The sequence below is a fragment of the Kribbella sp. NPDC023972 genome, assembly GCF_040639075.1.
In the GTDB taxonomy this organism is placed as follows: Bacteria; Actinomycetota; Actinomycetes; order Propionibacteriales; family Kribbellaceae; genus Kribbella.
Map to the genome: position 1 here is coordinate 381,841 of NZ_JBEZZH010000002.1, position 17,178 is coordinate 399,018.

Annotated in this window: 9 protein-coding genes; 5 read left to right on the top strand and 4 right to left on the bottom strand. The window is 65.8% G+C overall.

The annotated features are described in order from the left end of the window. Nucleotides 1-190 precede the first annotated feature (190 nt). The 3 genes from AB0F43_RS10980 to AB0F43_RS10990 all read left to right on the top strand — a co-directional run bounded on the left by AB0F43_RS10980 (nucleotide 191) and on the right by AB0F43_RS10990 (nucleotide 4,118). Complete coding sequence (locus tag AB0F43_RS10980; RefSeq protein WP_360473723.1) at nucleotides 191-571, top strand: hypothetical protein; 381 nt, start codon at nucleotides 191-193, stop codon at nucleotides 569-571. A gap of 92 nt (nucleotides 572-663) precedes the next feature. Next, nucleotides 664-2,112, top strand: coding sequence for an ATP-binding protein (locus AB0F43_RS10985; protein WP_360473725.1), 1,449 nt, complete (start codon nucleotides 664-666; stop codon nucleotides 2,110-2,112). Beyond that, the gene (locus AB0F43_RS10990) at nucleotides 2,109-4,118 is read left to right on the top strand and encodes a Druantia anti-phage system protein DruA (protein WP_360473727.1); all 2,010 of its coding nucleotides are present in this window, start codon (nucleotides 2,109-2,111) and stop codon (nucleotides 4,116-4,118) included. Before AB0F43_RS10985 ends, AB0F43_RS10990 begins: the two co-directional genes overlap by 4 nt. Here the strand turns inward: AB0F43_RS10990 and AB0F43_RS10995 are convergent. From AB0F43_RS10995 to AB0F43_RS11010, 4 genes are read right to left on the bottom strand one after another with little or no spacing between them, the layout of a single operon-like run. Next, nucleotides 4,115-5,362 (bottom strand): PD-(D/E)XK nuclease family protein, encoded by a 1,248-nt coding sequence (locus AB0F43_RS10995; RefSeq protein WP_360473729.1) that lies wholly within the window; start codon nucleotides 5,360-5,362, stop codon nucleotides 4,115-4,117. The genes AB0F43_RS10990 and AB0F43_RS10995 overlap by 4 nt on opposite strands. Then, on the bottom strand, nucleotides 5,359-10,941 hold the full coding sequence (locus AB0F43_RS11000) for a DEAD/DEAH box helicase (protein WP_360473731.1): 5,583 nt from the start codon (nucleotides 10,939-10,941) through the stop codon (nucleotides 5,359-5,361). Before AB0F43_RS11000 ends, AB0F43_RS10995 begins: the two co-directional genes overlap by 4 nt. Next, a complete protein-coding gene (locus AB0F43_RS11005) occupies nucleotides 10,938-12,020 on the bottom strand; it encodes a hypothetical protein (RefSeq protein ID WP_360473733.1) in 1,083 nt (360 codons plus the stop codon). The genes AB0F43_RS11000 and AB0F43_RS11005 overlap by 4 nt, the downstream gene beginning before the upstream one ends. Continuing rightward, nucleotides 12,017-14,890, bottom strand: a complete 2,874-nt coding sequence (locus AB0F43_RS11010) for a hypothetical protein (protein ID WP_360473735.1) — start codon at nucleotides 14,888-14,890, stop codon at nucleotides 12,017-12,019. Before AB0F43_RS11010 ends, AB0F43_RS11005 begins: the two co-directional genes overlap by 4 nt. Nucleotides 14,891-15,377: 487 nt before the next feature. On the opposite strand from AB0F43_RS11010, the gene AB0F43_RS11015 reads away from it, so the two are divergent. Together AB0F43_RS11015 and AB0F43_RS11020 are read left to right on the top strand one after the other, a co-directional pair. Next, entirely contained in the window at nucleotides 15,378-15,641 is a 264-nt protein-coding gene (locus AB0F43_RS11015; RefSeq protein ID WP_360473737.1) for a hypothetical protein, read from the top strand. Nucleotides 15,642-15,797: 156 nt separating this feature from the next. Next, complete coding sequence (locus AB0F43_RS11020; protein WP_360473739.1) at nucleotides 15,798-16,739, top strand: hypothetical protein; 942 nt, start codon at nucleotides 15,798-15,800, stop codon at nucleotides 16,737-16,739. Nucleotides 16,740-17,178: the final 439 nt, after the last annotated feature.

Below are 17,178 nucleotides of genomic sequence, written 5' to 3' on the forward strand. Positions count from 1 at the left end.
CAGACGACCGACAGCAGCCATCCTGACCACGGACGTGCGTAGCCTCTGGACGGACCGGGAGGCGATGGAGCCACTCGGTTTGGAGATCTGGCGCCCCACCGACCTCTTCAGAGCGTACCTATAGTGCTGGCTTACCCGGACCATTGGGAGGCGTGACTACGCCGCTGGCGGCTTACGGAAGAATGGTGGTGTGGCAACCGTGCAATCCGAGGAAGAGATCCGCGACCTCCTCACCCGCCTGGTGGGAGAGAAGATCACCGGTTTTCAGGTTCTCGGGATCAACAGCTTGAAGTCCCTCGCTCCGCCGCCGGATGCCGTCGTCGGCGAGGTCGTGTCGGCGATCGAGGTAGCAGGTCGCATCCTTCGACTGCAGACCATTGCTGTCACGGTCACGGTGGATCTGCAGCGCGTCGGCAAGCTTGTCTGGCTGAAGGCTGCCGAGCCGTTCCGACACTCTCCTGGCGTGCCGATGCCGACCGTCCGCCTACTTCTGGAGGGCGGTGCCGGCCTCGACCTGACCGAACCGGCGAAGACGAAGCGAATCACCGTGGCGCTGACGGCGGGGTCCTAGCGCGGTGTCCAGGCAGCGGGCGCGTTGCTGACAGCCCGCTCGTGAGCAGCTACTCTGACGCCATCACAACCACGGGTCGGGGAGGTGTAGGCATGGCTCAGTCGGGACAGAAGGTCGACGACCTCGTGGTCTCGTCCAACTTCATCAGGGCGGTTCGAGAGTCCGGTTACCTCAGCCTCTCGACCGCTCTCGCCGAACTCGTGGACAACGCGCTCCAAGCCGAAGCGACGGAGGTCGCTATCACCATCAAGCGTGAGGAGGCGAACGGGCTTCCGACCATCACCGTCACGGACAACGGCATCGGCATGACCCGGAGCGAACTAGAGGCGTGCTTGCGCTTCGGCGGGTCGTCGCGCTTCGACACGCGGCATTCGTTCGGGCGGTTTGGCATGGGGCTCCCTGCTGCCAGCCTGAGCCAAGCGCGGCGGGTCGAGGTCACGTCGTGGCGGAGCCGGAGCGAGTACCAGGTCGCGCTCGACGTGGATGCCATCACCCAGGGTCGGAGCGCATCCCTCACGGCGCGTCGGGTGGGCGCTAGCCGGGGCGCGTCGGGGACGCGCGTTCGCTGGTTGCAGTGCGACCGGATCGAGTATCGGCGGCTGGCGTGGCTGGACCGGGCAATCCACCGCGACTTAGGTCGCATGTACCGGCGGTTCCTTCGAGATGGCGTCACGGTGACGATCAACGGGGCGAAAGTCGTACCATTCGACCCGATGCTGCTCGACGCCACGGTCGAGGACGGGCGGGCGACGCTGGCCTTCGAGCCGCTCGCGTACGAACTGGAGACGGCGAGCGGCGACGCGGCGACCGTCACGGTTCGCTTCAGCATGCTGCCGGTGCATGCCTGGCACCACCTGGACAACGTCACCAAGCGGCGGGTCGGCATTGTCGGCCAGGGCGGCGTGTCGATCCTGCGGGCCAGACGCGAGATCGCCAGCGGCTGGCACCTGATGGGTGGCAAGCGCAAGGAGAACTACGACGACTGGTGGCGTTGCGAGATCGAGTTCGATCCCATCCTCGATGAGCACTTCGGTATCACCATCAACAAGCAGGGCATCCGGCCGTCGCAGACCTTGAAGGACGCGCTGGAGCCGGAACTGGAGTCGGTGGCGCGTCTGCTCAACGCCCGTGTCCGGCAAGCCTTCGAGGAAGTGAAATTCCAGGCCGCAGCCGAGGCGTCTTGCCAGATCGCGTCGTCCGCCGACCGCGACCTGCCGGTCATCGGCTCGCGCGGCGGGGGTGGGGCGCTGCGCTACCGGCTGCAGTCCGAGCCGCTGCCGATCGACGCCATGTTCCGGCAAGCGCTGCGGTCGCGGACGCTGGCCCTGACGCTCAACGTCGATCACCCGGCGTTCGCGGCGCTGTACGAGCCGCTGCACGGTCTGGAGGGCGAGGCCGGTACCAGGCTCCGGACGGCGCTCGAACTGTTTCTTCTATCCTTCGCACGGAGCGCTGCACAGATGGAGCGCGCGGGTCAGCCGTGTGACGAACTGCTGCAGACATGGAGCGCCACGTATGGACGGATGTTGCAGAAGGTATGACGGACACTGAGCGAGCACAGGCCGACCCGAAGTACCTGCCGCTGTCCCTTCCCGCGGGCTCTACGAAGTCCGAGCGGCAGGGCTTCCGCCGGCTGTGTGAACTCCTGAACCGGGCATACCTCGACCCCGAGGCTCCGCTGGAGCACGGCCACTGGATTGCTGCGGCTGGCCTCGGCAACCTCTACAACCGGCCACGCCTTGCTGCGGCGGCCCATACCCTCATTGACCTGGTCGACCAGGGATGGTCGGTCGAGATGGACACGCTGGGCACGTTGGTCGCCCCACCGGAGGCACGCGATGACCGCGCCTTGGAGAAGGACAGGATCCGGCGCCAAGAACTGCTGCGCCGCGACCAGCAACTTGGCAAGCCGAGCGTGCGTCGCTTCATCGACGGCATGGAGCGGACGCATCAACACGGCAACAAGCTGATCTCGATCTTCAACCTGATGCGTGACGGGCGCGAACTCGCTAACACGCTCGCGGCCGACGTCGATGGAACGGCGATCCAGCCCTATGTGCAGGTGGTGGACGGCACCTCGGTCTGCGAGCTTACGGGCTTCAGGCTCCACGACATCTGGCGCTACTTCCGGCACACCTGGTCGAACGCCTATCAGACGGTGCCAGGGCGTTCGATGCCCATGCTTGTTCGAGACGCAGCTACCGAGTACCACGCCGTGATCGGCCTCGCCGCCATCTCCAGCCCGATCGTGCAGATCGCCGAACGCGACCACTGGATTGAGTGGGACACGAACCAGTTCGTGGCGTCGGTGCGCGAGTGCCCGACTATCGAGGTTGCCCGCTGGTTGGCGCGCCGCATTAAGGTGCAGAAGAGCGATATCTACGTCGAGGATCTCCTGCGTGATGGGGTGCTGCAGCCGCGCGACCTTGAGCGGCCGACAACAGACGTGGTAGCCCGCCTTCGGGCTGACGCGGAGCGTCATCGGGCCAAGCATCATCGGGGCAGCCCTGTTCGGGAGGTCCGAGACAGCTTGCGCGACACCTGGGTAGAACGAGCCGAGACTCACCTCTTCCGCAGCAAGCGTGCGGCGGCGCTCGCCGAGACGCTAGAGATCCAGCTCAGGTTGGGCAATTACCTGTCGCCGAACCCGACGATCGCGGGCTTGCGCCGTGCGCTGGACGACACAAGAGCGCGGACGCAGATTGGCCGAGTGGTGCGTCGGGCACGCGGCGAACGAGTCGGGACGGTTATAGCCGATCTCACGGTCTGCGGTGCGGTCGCGCCATACAGCGCGCTGGCTGCAGGCAAGTTGGTCGGCGCGCTGGCGGTGTCACCGCCGGTGCTCGCTGCCTACGAGAAGAAGTACGCCCGCCCGAGCGAGATCGCATCGAGCATGGCCGGCCGCCCGATCACCCGCGAGGCACGGCTGGCCTTCGTCGGAACGACCTCCCTCTACGGCACTGGCTCGAGCCAGTACAACCGTCTGTTTTGGCCAGCCAACGTGATGGGCGGCGAGCAGGGAGTGAAGATCGGCTTCTATGAGCTCGGCCGCTCGCGCTCGTTCGGGACGTCGCACTTCTCCGTTGACACGGTCGAGGCGCTGGTGCGGTTGTCTGAGGTGGAGGGCTCGAGCACTCGCGTCAATAGCTTGTTCGGCGAGGGGGTGAGCCCACGGTTGCGCAAGGTCCGCTTGGGTCTGGCCGTCCTCGGCTGGCCGACCAACGAACTGCTGAAGCATGGGCGCGAGCGCATCCTGTACGGCGTTCCGCTCGTTGAGAACTTGCGGGAGTACGCGCTCGGCATCGAGCGGGAGCCGAGATACCTACTTGATCCTGTGCCGAGTGACGAGGGACAGACTGTGGCTAGCTGGTGGTGGCAGCGCTGGGGATCTCGGCGAGCCGACCAGGAGCGTGTTCGCGAGGCAATGCGGACGCATCGCCTGACGCGACCAGTTCGCCACGGCGCTCGGGTGCCTGCGCCAACCGACGACGAGCTTCTCAGCGTGGAGTCTGGCCACGGCCGAACCGCGGCCAGTGGCGGACGCTAGGTCGGGTTTACCACGTAGATCTCGGAGGTGCTGGTAAGGGCGCCGATGAGGGCGCTTGGGTCGTCTGGGTCAGTGACCTTACGCACCCCAAGTAGGCGGATGCGGGCACCGAGCGGCAGCGAGACAGAGGGTGCGGGCGTCCTCAGCAGGAGCGGCGGGTAGACGCCGGCCTCAGATTCGATGCGCCAGCTCTTGATCCCCTGCTGTGCGGTGACGGTGCCTTCGAGGTCGAACCACGCGCCAGCGGTGACGCTCGCCGGGTCAGCGGCTTCGCTGGTCCAGTAGTCCTCGCAAAGGTGTCGCACCTGGCAGTAGGGGCAGGTCTCGGGTCCCGGTTTCGCTTGGGGGGACGCAGAGTTCGTCTCGCTGTCCGCGGCCGCGATGCGCGCACTGGTGGCCGACTCCAGCGTCCTTAGGCCGGACTCGGTTAAGGGCGGCACGGGGTGGTCGCGGGCCAGGTATGAGACCACCAGGTTGGCGGCGGGAAGGCGGCCTGGGTTGCGCTGCTCGTCCAGGTCCCACAGGAGCGCATAGAGCCGGACTTGGTCGTCGTGGGAGGGATCCTCCTGCCCTGTCTTGTAGTCGGTGATGGTTACCTCGGTCCCGTCCACCAAGACGAGATCAATGCGTCCCCAGAACCGGAGGTTCTCGGCAACTAAATCGACCTCTGGCCACGCCCCCGGGCCGATAGCAGGACGGTGAGGCGCTCCGGTGTACTTATGACCAGCCTCTTCGCTCGTTGTCACGTCGGACTGGCCCGCCCACGCGGGCAACTGCCCACGGCTCAAGAAGACCTGCACGCGGTTGGTTGCGTCGCCGAGCCGGTCGACGAGCCTCTGGCGCAGTTCCTCGCGGGCGGTGTCATCAATGCGCGGGTTGTCCATGAGGGCGTCCACCTTGTCGTTGATCACCCTCTTCAGCACTGTGGACAGGCCGCCAAGGCCGCGGATGACAGCGACCGCTTCGGCGGCATGAGTCGACGTGCAGCCCGCTGTCGATAGCGCCTGGACGACTACCTCCAGCGCCTCGTGGACGACGTCACCGAAGAGTGCCGCCTGTCCGGGGATCTCCGGATAGCCGGCGCGCGTCCAGAGGTCCGGGTAACGGGCGCGGGACAGCATCCAGCGGCGAGGGCACGCCTCGATGTCCTTCAGCGAGCTATAACTCCAATACTTCGGTGCCGCGGGCCAGGTGCCCCAGACGCCTTCGATGGCCGTCTCGAATCGAGCCGCCGGCCCACTCATCGCAGCAGATCCAGAACCGACTGGCTGGCGTGGGGAAGGTTTCGACGGATGATCAGGTCATCGACCAGGCGCACGGGCACGCCCACCTGGTTCTCTTTGGCGTCCTGGAGGGCCGGGTTTGGGGCCAAGTTCGGCGTCAACGGACCGGAGACACCGACGATGAAGTGCCGCCCGCCCTTGGTCGCCAAGATGGGTGCCGTCACCGTTCCGATGCCGGGAAGCGAGACAGGAACGGCTCGTTCGAAGTCGACATCGGTCTCCCCGAGGAGTCGCAGGTCCTCATAGAGGCGGTCGGTAGAACTGTCGAGGCGGGTCTGGTCAAGTTCGGGGATCTTGTCGTAGAGGAGGTAGCGCAGCAAGCTGGCGCCGACCTGGCGATCCATCGAGCTGTGATCGAAGCGGTTGCGGAAGCTGCGCAGGCAGCGATAGCAGGACTCGTCACACTGATCGGGGCAGCCATCGAGCAGTTTGAGCGCCGCTTCGTAGGCCTCGATTCCGAGTTCGCTGACGCGGCGCGTGAAGCCCGCGCCGCCCGGCAGGGTGTCGTAGAGGTAGATCTCCGCTTCCCGACCGTGGCCGCCTGCCGATGTGAGGGCTGGACGGAACTCGGCGTCGAGTTCGCTCGCCTCGATTCCCAGCCGAAGTGCCGCCGCAATCGTGAACGCCTCCGCAAGGGTGCGGAGGGCCACCTGCGTCGCCAAGTAGGAGGGACGGAGCGTCACCGGGTCATCGACTCGGAGACGGAGCAGCAGAACATCTGAGATGAAGTCCGTGCCGAGCACCAGTCCGTGGGTGGCGCGCCCGCCGTCGCAGTTCCGGTACCGATCGTCCGGGTAGGGCTTGGGGTGCGTGCCCGCGACCAAAGGCGAGACGGTGGCGGTTGGCTCAACGAGGCCGCAGCGCACACACATGCTGTAGCCCTCGCCCTCGGGGCCGGTGTTTGTCACGAGGAGCCGACCGCGGTTGTACGTCTGGATAAGCCGGGGGGTGACCGGTTCCCACACGGCGTCGTCGAGCGGGCCGGCAGCGAGTAACTTGGCGCGGGTCGCGTAGGAGATCGCCGGTGAGTCGTCGGGGCTGGTGCCGGCGGGTGTCTTGCTGCGATGGGCGAATCCAGGCGGTCGTATCCAGTTCATGGCAGGTCCGAACTTCTCGACCGCTTTGCAGGCCGGGCAGTCCTGCACGTCGCCCTTATCAGCTGTGTCGTGCTCCACGTGGACGGCGTAGCCGCACTCCTGGCACTCGAAGTAGAGCTTCTTGGCGTCCCAGGCCTCGCCGAGTTCCCCGCGCATGGGCGAGTAGATCGCACCGGAGATCCACTCCTTGTTGGCGACCCACACGGTCTTGCCAGGAGCGTACTGCGTTAGCGCAACCGGGAGACCCTGGCTGGGCTCGAAGCGGAATTGAGGCCGGAAGCGGGTCGATCGCTCGTCATCGAAGATGTGGAACGAGACGACGTCGGTCGGGAACGCGTAACGCGGCAGGACGCCTTTGTAGAGCAAGCGATCGAGCAGGTTTGTAGTGCTGCGCTGGGCACTCGGCGTGGTGCCGTCTTCGGCGGGCGGTTCGGTCGTCTCTGTCTCCTCGGCTTCAGCCTCGGCATCGGAGTCGGCCTCACCAGGGGCGTCCTCTTCAGGATTCTCCGCCTCGGACGTAGGCGGTGCGTCAAAGACGTCTAGGGCTTCGCGCAGGGCGCTCATGGTGTCGGGGATGAGGTCATCGAGCAGCGTCGTTCGGACCGCGCCCCCGATCTCGGTTGGGAGCCAGCTATCGATGTCGGCGCGTAGCGTCGCTTGCTTGTCGGTGAGCCAGGATTGGAAGTTGGTCAGGTTGAGCGGCGACTCGGAGTCGAGGAACGCCCCGACGGTGCCGAGCACCTCGAAGAGGTTCGGCGGGAGGGTCGCTGGGTCGATATCCGGGAGACGGTCCTGGTGGTAGCGCTGGAGCAGATAGGCCGTGACATGGCGACGAGCGATCTCGTCGTTGTCCATCGTGAGCTTTGGATCGTCGACCTCGCCCGCAATCATGGCGGTCGGATCCCGGAAATACTGGTCATCGTGAGTGTCGGAGCTGCCGAAGGCCAAGACGGTGGCTATGGCGTTGCCGCGACGTCCGGCTCGGCCGGCGCGCTGTTGGTAGTTGGCGCGTGAGGGCGGCATGTTGCGCAGCGCTACACCCGACAGCGACCCGATGTCGATACCAACCTCCATCGTGGTGGTCGATGACAGCACATCGATTGCAGCTTCAGGCGCCTCGCCGGGACCGGGCACCGTGATATCGATATCTTGAAAGAGGAGTTCGTTGCGCTCGGCCTTGGAGAAGACGTCCTCGGTTTGCGACGAGTTGAGTTGGGCTGTGTGTTCCGCGGCGATGATGCTGAGCGGGAGGATTGGGGGATCCTGGAGGGCGCGCAGCGAACTGGCCCGGTAGTAGCCCTTGCGAGCCTTGAAGACGTCGTCGGTCAGTGGGTCGATGGGGCGGGCCGTGTCGCCGAGACAGGCAACACAGACGGTGGTACCTGGGAAGCGGCGCTGGGTGAAGCGGCAGCGGTCGCAGTAGGCCCACTCGCCCCCGGGTTCCAGCGCGAGATTGCTCGCCAGGATCTGATAGCTGCCACCGGACATCTGGCAGAAGGCGTCGATCAGCTCAGGGAGCCAGTCCTTGGTGAAGGTGTTCTTAGCGCCTGTCCCGAGCGCGTCGAGGAAGTTGTTCATCGGCGCGAACTTGCCCTTGTGCGTACGGACGCCATCCTTGGTGCCGATCCAGTCGCCGGTCATGGAGGAGAACCAGATACCGGGCTTGCGCCATTGGGAGATCCAGAGGCGAAGCAGCGCGATCTTGGCTTCCCTGGTCTCCACGATGCCGGCGATGTCCGGAAGCTTCTCAAGGACGGGGTCCGTCAGGTCGGCCTGCTCACGCAGGGTGGCGAGACCGAGCGCCGGGAGCGCGTAGTACTCGTGCGTCAGGGTCGTAACCAGGGCACGGAGCAGCGACTGCGGCGGCTGGTTGGGGATCATGATCAGCTTGAGGGCACCCTGGGCGGTGCCGAGCGCTCCGCTATCGACGAGGCGACGCACTTCGGTCATCGGGCGCATCGATTCACCCGTTACGAGTTCGGGTCGCAGGCGAACGTGCAGGCGGGACGCCCCGACGAGTGAGGCGAGAAAAACGTGCTCCAGGTTGAGCGCTGAGGCGAGTGCCGGGTTGTCGGTCAGTTCTTTCCAGCCCCGAAGGACGAGCGGGCGGATGACGTCGCGCATCGAGTAGGTCTGCAGGTTGGGGGCGAGGCGGGCGGCCATCTGCCGGGAGTCGGAGAAGACCATTACCTTGCGACCGCGCAGCGGTGCAAACTCGGTCTCCTCGGCTTCTCCTGCTGGTTGTACCTCGATCTGCCGACTCACGAGCGCGAGGAAAGGCTGGTCGCCCTCAGTCTGGTGGTCTTGCACAGAGGACTCGAATCCGGCGCGCTGCTTGCAGACACCACAGGGTGTGAACTGCCCGCTGGCCGTGGTGTCATCGTCGTCCTCGCCCGAGCCGTCCCCGGTTCGAGGCGTGACCAGGTAGGCGGTGCGCCAGCGATCACTCTCGTTCATCGGATTGAGCCTGCCGGTGACGAGGTCGAGGACGAAGGGCTCGACGTTTGCCTGTTGCGGCTGCTCCAACAGGATGTCGAGGGGCTCTAGGGGGCGGATGACGCCGGACGCTGTGTGCAGGGCCTTGCCCGGCTCCCGCCAGAGATAGGCGGGATCGACGAGGTTGTCGGTGTAGGCGCGGGCATAGGCGGCACCGCACTGGCGGCAGGTGAAGAGTTCGAAGACACGGGCACCGCAATCGCAGGCGGTGCGCGGCTGGGAGTAGAGCTTGCCGATCGGTCCTTCGGGAATGACGGTGCGGTCGACCAGGTCACACGCCGGATCCATGCAGGCCCAGAGACCAGGGAGGCCCCGGAAGAAAGCATGGACGCGGCACGGCAGGAGCCCGGCGTCGCCCTCCTGCAGACGCGCAACACTGCCGAGCGCGGCGAGCGCCGAGACCGCTCGTGAGGCAACGTCAGGATCGGCATCGGGAAAGACCATCGTGCCGAGTTGAGTCACGGGCTGAGCCTGGCCCATCGTGACGTTGACCAACTCGCCCAGCGGGGCGAAGTCCTCGAGTGCCTCGAACAGCAACTTGTTGATATCCAGCGTTGCGGGACGAGTCACGCCGCGAGCGTCAAGCAAGGACTGGACGGCATCAGCTCGAGCGGCATCCGTCGTGCCGTCGTAGAAGTCCTTCATGGGGAGCGCTGCGAGCAGCGCCGCGTCAGCGGCAGACCCGGGCGCGGCCGGTTCGCGGTGTTTCGGATCGCCGGTGATGGTGTCGAAGGTCGCCACGTCCGTACCGCTGAGTTGGGACGCGAACTCGCGGGCGTAGTCCGAGTCCTGGAAGCTCGCGCTGGTGCAGATGACCTGCAGTCGCTCCGGCGGGATGCCGAGTCGGGTACGGAGGCGGCGCAGAAGCAGGGCGACCTCGGCGCCCGCTGCTCCTCGGTAGAGGTGGGCCTCGTCGATGATGAGGAGGAATTTCTCTTCTGGGTTGCCCTGGAGCCAGGCGCGGGTCGCCTCGAAGATCGGCCGCTCCAGCGGCCGCATCATCATGTACTCCAACATCGAGTAGTTGGTGATGAGGATGTCCGGCGGGGCGTTGAGTACTTCGTGGCGGGTGAGCAGTTCCGGGTCCTCGGGCAGCATGACGGCGCGCTGGAACCTGCCGTTCTTGTCCTGCCAGAACCGCTTGGAACGGGCGTACCAGCCGATCAGGTCCGGTTTGGCCGGCCATTTGCCGCGCTTCTTGAGGTTCTGAATTAGGCCGGCGGATCGTTGTTGCTTGGGCGAACTCGGCCCGGCGGCCTGGTCAATCAGGTCGATGTAGAAGTGCTCGATGGATTTGAGCTTCGTCTGGTCCTTCTTCACCGACCGAACGCCCGGGTAGAGGGTGCGGCTGGTGTAGCGCGCAAAGCGGGCCGGTCGCCCCGCCCACGTCTGGAACTGTGCGGTGACGCGCGGATCGCCCATCAGGAGGCGGAGACGGCCAAGCTGGTCGTTTACCAGTGCGTTCATCGGGTAGAGCACAAGTGCCCGCACCGCAGGGGTCTCGAAGGAGCCGGGGCGCCCGGCTGCTTCGGTAGCGAGCTTGGCGAGCAGTGGCAGCAAGAAGGTCTCGGTCTTTCCGGAACCGGTACCGGTGGTGACCACGAGGTTGCGGCCGTCCCGCCCGATTGCTTCCAACGCTCGGGCCTGGTGGGTGTACGGCGGGTCGAACAGGAGCGGAGTGTTGCCGTCGCTGCTATCTGCGAGATCGGCGAACATGCCGTGGACAGCCTCGCCGAGGTCGAGGTCAGCGAATGTGCGATCGGCCCGGTAGCGGGGCGTGCTCTCGATGAAGGGCGGCTGCGTGATAACGCCTTCGCTGGCGAGTAGTTCCTGACGCTGCGCGATGATCGCAGGGTGCCCGACGTGGTAGGTCGCCTCGATGTAGTCGGTGAGCGCGCCCGTGATGTCCGCGATGGTCTTGGCAATGGTTGGTGCCGCGTCGCTCACGCTGTTCCCTCCTGGCCAATAGGCTGCATCCATAGCATGTTAGTGAGCAACTGCTCGGCGGACGTAACTGCGGCGGCCGGTAGGCGGTACGACAGCAGGGCTCCTCGGCGACGCTCAAGGGGGTCCCCAGCGAACGAGAGAGAGCGCTCCACCCATGAGGGGATGGGGCTGAAGAGGTCAAGCACGCTGCCCCCATGCTCTTCGGCCGACAACCGGTAGACCTGGGGCGCTCGACGTTCGGCATCGATGGCCGCCTGTAGGCGCCACGCCTCGTCACGAGGCAGCGCCCCGGTGTCGACGGGAAGGTCCAGGAGGGCGGTCGGCTGCCCGTCGTGCACCCGTACGAAGCACCAAGCTGCGGCGCCGTAGGCCTGCGGCCGGCGGCCAAGGAAGTCGCCGGTATCTGTCGGCTCAAGCTGACGCCAGCGGCCGGCGTAGTAGCGGACCGGACGGGTGGGATCGAGGATCTCCAGCCCCTGTACGGCGCCAGAGGCGAGCGCCACGTCGAGTCGCGCCATCACGTTGCTGAGGTGCTGCGAGCTCGGTATGGCCGCTGGGTGCCTGAGCCAGCGATCCGAGCGGAGTTCGTGTAGGCCGAACTCCTTCAGCAGGGCGGGTCCACTCTCTACAGGGAGTGCGAGCGTACGTACATGCCCGTGCACCTGGATGCCTGCGGCTGCTTCGCCCTCGACGAGCGGACGACCTTCAGCACGGACACCTAGGAGCAGGTAGTGACCCGGGTGGCGGGCGACGAAGGTCGGTGGTCCCAGGTAGATCAGGCGCCCCGCGCGCACGCCCGGCGACCGTAGTTCGAGCAGGTCGCCGATACCGAGCAGGTTCTCCAGTTCGATGGCAATGAGCTCGCGCAGCGGTGCTTGACCCTCATAGAGGGGACCGAAGACGTCGCGTACGGCATCGATCAGGTCGGCAGGCGGGACCGGGCAAAGGAACGAGGCCGCACGGCGGAGGCTGGCGGCGAGTATCTCGGGATCTGCCGCGCTGCCCGAATCAGCGTCGAGCGCCAACGTTGTCCGCGTGAGCGCGGTGATCTTTGCGGCCGAGAGTTGGGTGATGCTCACGAGGGTCCTCGTTCGTTCGTGCTGTCGCGGGGCTCGGGCCGGAGTGCGTCGCTCCCAAGGACGGCGAAGCGCACCGCGCGGAGGAGTACCGGGCTCCGTAGGGTTCCTTCGAGGAGTTGGCGGCGCTTGGTCTCTTCCCACCTGAGAAGACGGCCGGGCCGCGAGGCCAGTCGCTCGAGGAAGCGAACGGCGGTGACCGGGTGTCCCATGCCGCTCGCGTTCAGGACGGAATCGAGGAGACCCGCTAGTTCGGGGACGCGGGCGTCGGGGGCGTTGGCCCAGTGCCACAGCCTGGCGGCGATCTGGTCGCCGATCTGCTGCTCTGCCCCGGTGCCGACGATCGCTTGCATCTCCTCTAGGTGATCGAGGATGTCCTTCTCACGTTGGCCGCGCTCCTGGTGCGCCCAACGGCTCCCGCCGATGAGGCCCGCCAGCTCACTTGTGATGGCCTGAAGGGCTCGCTCACGCTGTGCCTGGGCGAACGGGTCGGCGGGAAGCTCCGCGTCCGCCCACAGTGCATGCCCGCGGATAAGGCGCATGGCCTCGATGAGCGACCGGGGCCCGATCTGCACGAAGGGACGGCGAGCACCACCCTGGGCAAAGAGTCGGTTGGGATCGGGCGGGATGACGATGGCTGACGACACGTCGCCGGACGTGGCCACCAGCAGTCCGCCGTTCAGGGGGCTAGCGATCGGCTGGTCTGGGACTTGGGCATGCCCGACGAGCGGTTCCGAGGTCTCGAACAGGGTGACGGTGGTGGCCTGGGCGTCGGTCCGGTCGATGAGGTGCGCTTCGTACCCGCCATCGTGGACTTTGGAGATCACCCAGCGAAGCGGGCGGAAGCCGCGCTCACACTGAAGGGTGGCGAAGCCGACCCCACCCCGGCTAACGGCAATCTCGGCGGTTTCGGCATCGTCGTATGCGGCGGCCAGCTCCGACCCTCGAAGTTCCCGGACGGCGAAGGTTCGCCACTGCTGGTCGGTCAGGGGAAGCCGTACCGGCCGTTGGAGATGTGCGAGCGACTCACCACCCGGGCCGCGGAGCGTCACGGTGAGCTGGGCCTGGAGCCCGGACGGCCCCTCGATGCTCAGGGAAGCGCGCCCGTCCCAGAGGTCGGTGAGCAGGGGGCGGGCTGGCGACGCCAGCATCCGGATACCGGTACCCGCGTTCTCGGCTTCTTCACGCGGTTCGCGGACGACGAGCGTGAGTGCTCCCGATGCGACGGTTGAATCCTCACCGGTGCCCAGCAAGGTTACGGTGATCTCGTAGACCCCGGCAACCAGGTCGGTGAGGCCAAAGAAGAGTTCGGGCGTTTCTGCGGGCCACGGCAAGAGTTCCGGCGCCCCGCCATTGATCGTGATGACACAGGCCTCGGGCGGGTGCTCCGCGCGTAAGCCGAGCAGGATCGGGTCACCTTCGAGGAACTCGCCGAGGCCTTCCCCGTCCCACGAGGCCGGCGTCAGTCCGACTGGGCGGATGGCGATGCTGGAGATGACCGAGATGCCAGCCGTTGTGAAGGCGAAGGCGTCCAGATCACCGATCTGCTCGGGAAGGTCGAGCAGGTAACCTCGGGCACCCTCGAGGCGAAGCTCTACCTCCGAGAGCCAGGCGACAGCGGGCGGTGGGGTTTCGGGACGCGCAACCAGCAGGTAGCGCTGGCCAGGGCGAACGACGGCGCCCTTGACCTGGACGGCGTGGTTGGCCGTCCGACGACGGAACACCCACCACGGTCCCGGCGTGAGCATGCACTGATTGGCTACTAGCACGTTGACGGAGGGGTCGGCTCGCTCCAACTGGATGAAGGCTTGACCTTCGGCGGGGAGGGCCGTGAGCAGTTGCTCTCCGGCGTATAGGAGCCGACCCGGCGCCACGGGCCGTGGGACTCCTGCGATGCGAGCTCGGCGTTGCTTGAGTTCGTCGTAGAGCTGAGGCAAGCGCGTTGCGAGGGGCGTCAGGTCGGGGATGTCTGCGAACAAGCGCCAGCCGTCGGCGAGCCGTTTCATGGAGAGGCGTGGGTCCGAGAGCGTGCGAGTGCGTGTCCCTGTCGAGGTGGACGTCAGAGCGCCGCCCTTGCCCCTGAAGCCGGTGGTTCGCACCTGGCTGGCACGATGGCGCGCCTTGGAGAGCCAGACCTTCGCCTGGCGCTCGCTTGTGAGCCCGCCGACGATGCGCTCCAGCGTCGAGCGGACGAGGTACGGTGAATCCTCGTTCTCGCCCTGGAGCAAGGCCAGCGCCACCCGCCCGAGCAGGCTGTGCATCGTGCAGAACTCCTGGAAGCGTTCCGGGTACCCCCGAGTGCGGGCAGCCAATGCGGCACCGAGGGCATCGGGATCGGCCAGTTGGTCGGCGGTGATGCTGCGGAATTCAAAGAGCAGTCGAGCGAGTTGGCGCTGCAGATAGACCGGCAGCACCGCGTGGGCGATGGGCCACGCGATGTTGACGAAGAAGTCTGCGAAAGCGCCAGTGGGACGAGCGCCGCCGTACTCATCGGCGAAGCGCACGAACCAATCCCGCAGGCGACTACGGTGCCCGTTGATATTTGAGAGGCGGTCCCAGCCGGGCGTCCGCTGGGCGAAGATCGGCCAGTAGTCGACCCCGACGTAGTCGTAGCCGACATTGGCGGCGTAGACGACGAATGGAAGCCACCACTGCCGGTAGCGCGGGCCGAAACCGGAGGCGACCGCTGCGCGCACCGCCGCCTCAAGCACCTCGAACTCGGCTTGAGGAAGGTCGTGCTCCAGTGCGAAGACGGGAGCGACGGGCGAGAGTTGGTGGCGCTGCTCAGACAGTTCACGGAAGTGGACGTCCAGGCGCTCGTGGAAGCGTTTGAGCAGATCGAAGGCATCGCCGCCGCTACTGGCTGATGTCACGGTCAACCCCTCTGACTTGTCTGCTCCTCGCCCGGACGGGGCGATCAAGGTCAAGTGTGGTCTAGACATCGGACACATTCCGGAGCTCGGACCATCGAGACGTGGAAATGGGGTGGGTCTGACCCGCCCTTGGAGTACGCCCAGACTCGCCGGGGCTCGCTCGGGGTGGTCAGACCGGAGAGCGAACGACCACCATCGAGTCATGCCCACCCTGACCGACGAACAGGAGGCCGCCGGGCGCTGACCCGGAAACCCCCATCACTGTCCGTCGCACCACTAGCGCTGGCCAGAGCGGGCGTACTCCAGACGTCGATGTCGGTCACGGCGTCAGCGCAGGTGCCTGAAACGCTGCGGTCCAGCGCTCTCGTCCCGAGTCGTTGCTCCCTGCGCGCATCCGCGTGCCGCCGAGAGTGAAGCGCGCTCGCTAATGAGCGCGCGTACAACTGTTGCAGTTCCCCTGATCGTGCGTGCCCGCGAGACTTCCGCCATGACTGATTTGATGGGGAGGGCATCGCTGGCCCTCCGACCACCAGCGCTAGTTGTCAGAGTCCCAATGCTCGTCACCAACGGCATTGTCAGCGAACTGTCGTACGTCTTGATCTACCGTCATTTGGTGCTCAACATCAAGTTGGCTGTAGAGATCCTCAAACTCTTCCTCGCTCAGAGACTCAATGCCGACAGCCAGGTCCACTACGATTTGATCCTGTTCAGCTTTGGTCAGTTTTCCCTTACTCACTACTTCCCTCCATAGGGTTATCGAGCGCATCCAGCGCTTCCGGGTCCTGACCCCGGATCTTAGACAGAGTTAGCGGTTCCGCGAGGGGTAAGCGGGGTGGCGAGCGGCTTCTAAGCAAACAGCACCGCTATCCAATGTAGAGTCCGGTTCGCAGGGGGAGGTGAGCGGTTGTTGGACGAGTATGAGCGCTTGGCCCAACGACAACTGGAGCCGGCGCTCGGGCCGATGACAGCTGTCGATGTCGCGGGCGGCCGACCCGGGCAGCATGACTTCGAGGTCATGTTGCTGGACGGCGGCGTCGGGGCGATCGAGGTGACATCCGTCGTGGACGCAGAACGACGGAACCTCTCTGCATCGATTGCAAGACGCTTGTCCGGATTGCGAGTCGGCTCCTCTCGGCTCCTTTGGATTGTTGGGCTCCTGCCGTCTGCGCGAGTGCGAGCTCTGAGCCCTGGTGTATTAGAGCGTCTGATCGCAGATCTCGACGCCGAGGGAAGGACTTCAGCCAGCAACATTGGCCATGGCGAAGATCCGTGGGCGTCCCGGCTGGGATCCCTAGGCATCGAATCAATACACGGGGTGCCGGCTCGGGAGGGCAGTGATGGGTTGGTCTTCGTTCGTGCCGGGACCTACGGCGGAGTCGGCTGGGGTCAAGAGGCGATTGACGCCTGGCTAACCTCCTTCCTCTCCGGCAGTCAGGCTGCCAACAAGGTTGAGAAGTTGGGACGGGCGGCCAACGCCCGCGAGAAGCACCTCGTGGTTGTCCTCGACAGCTTCTCAGAGGCGGGTATGGGCGTAGGGTTGGCTCTTACTGCACGTCAGGACCCTGGCGCAGCAGATTTCGGCCTTCCGACAGTGACGCCGCCAGCGCCGATCACACATCTGTGGCTGATTTCCGATGTCGTTGAGTGGGACGGACTGCTCTGGACGAAGGGCGTCGGATGGGCCGTGCTCTCACCGGTTCCCTTCGTAGAAACCGCCGAAGTACGCTCGGGTGACGTATGCGAGGACTCGGCGATGGGTGAGGTCGCCCATTGGGATGGGGGCGTCGGGCGCCCTGATCCTGACGAACCGCGGGAGGACGCAGCCCAACGCCAGAACGGCGAGAGCTGACCGTGCCCGGACGCGATCTCCTCTTGGCGCCCGGACCTGGCGGCAGGTACGACATTGGCATCACCACCCGACCGTCCGGGCTGCTCATGGAAGACCACAACCACGACCCTCGCCGACCCGACGCGTTAACGCCTCTGCGAACACGGCACCCGCGCTGACCTCCCCATCATGGGTCAGAGTCGGCCGGCAGACGGGGGAGTTGTAGCGGCGGCGTGGAGCCATTCGTGGAGCGAACTGCCCGATACGGATGAGAAATACGGGCACCGGAGATAGGTTCCCTGCAACGAATCACGCCTGAAGACGGCAGATGTGACGGTGACCTTCCTCCTCGCAATGAGAAGGTCGTCGGTCTGATTCCGACAGGCGGCTTCCAACCAAGCCGCGGCTTAGAGGCCACGTCTGAAGCTGGCGAGCCGAGCCGGCGCTACGCCCGGCCGGT

What these genes read in the sequence shown, in the direction of transcription:
- AB0F43_RS10985 (WP_360473725.1), top strand. Translation starts at nt 664, where the DNA reads ATGGCTCAGTCGGGACAGAAGGTCGACGACCTCGTGGTCTCGTCCAAC.
- AB0F43_RS10990 (WP_360473727.1), top strand. Translation starts at nt 2,109, where the DNA reads ATGACGGACACTGAGCGAGCACAGGCCGACCCGAAGTACCTGCCGCTG.
- AB0F43_RS10995 (WP_360473729.1), bottom strand. Translation starts at nt 5,362, where the DNA reads ATGAGTGGGCCGGCGGCTCGATTCGAGACGGCCATCGAAGGCGTCTGG.
- AB0F43_RS11015 (WP_360473737.1), top strand. Translation starts at nt 15,378, where the DNA reads ATGACTGATTTGATGGGGAGGGCATCGCTGGCCCTCCGACCACCAGCG.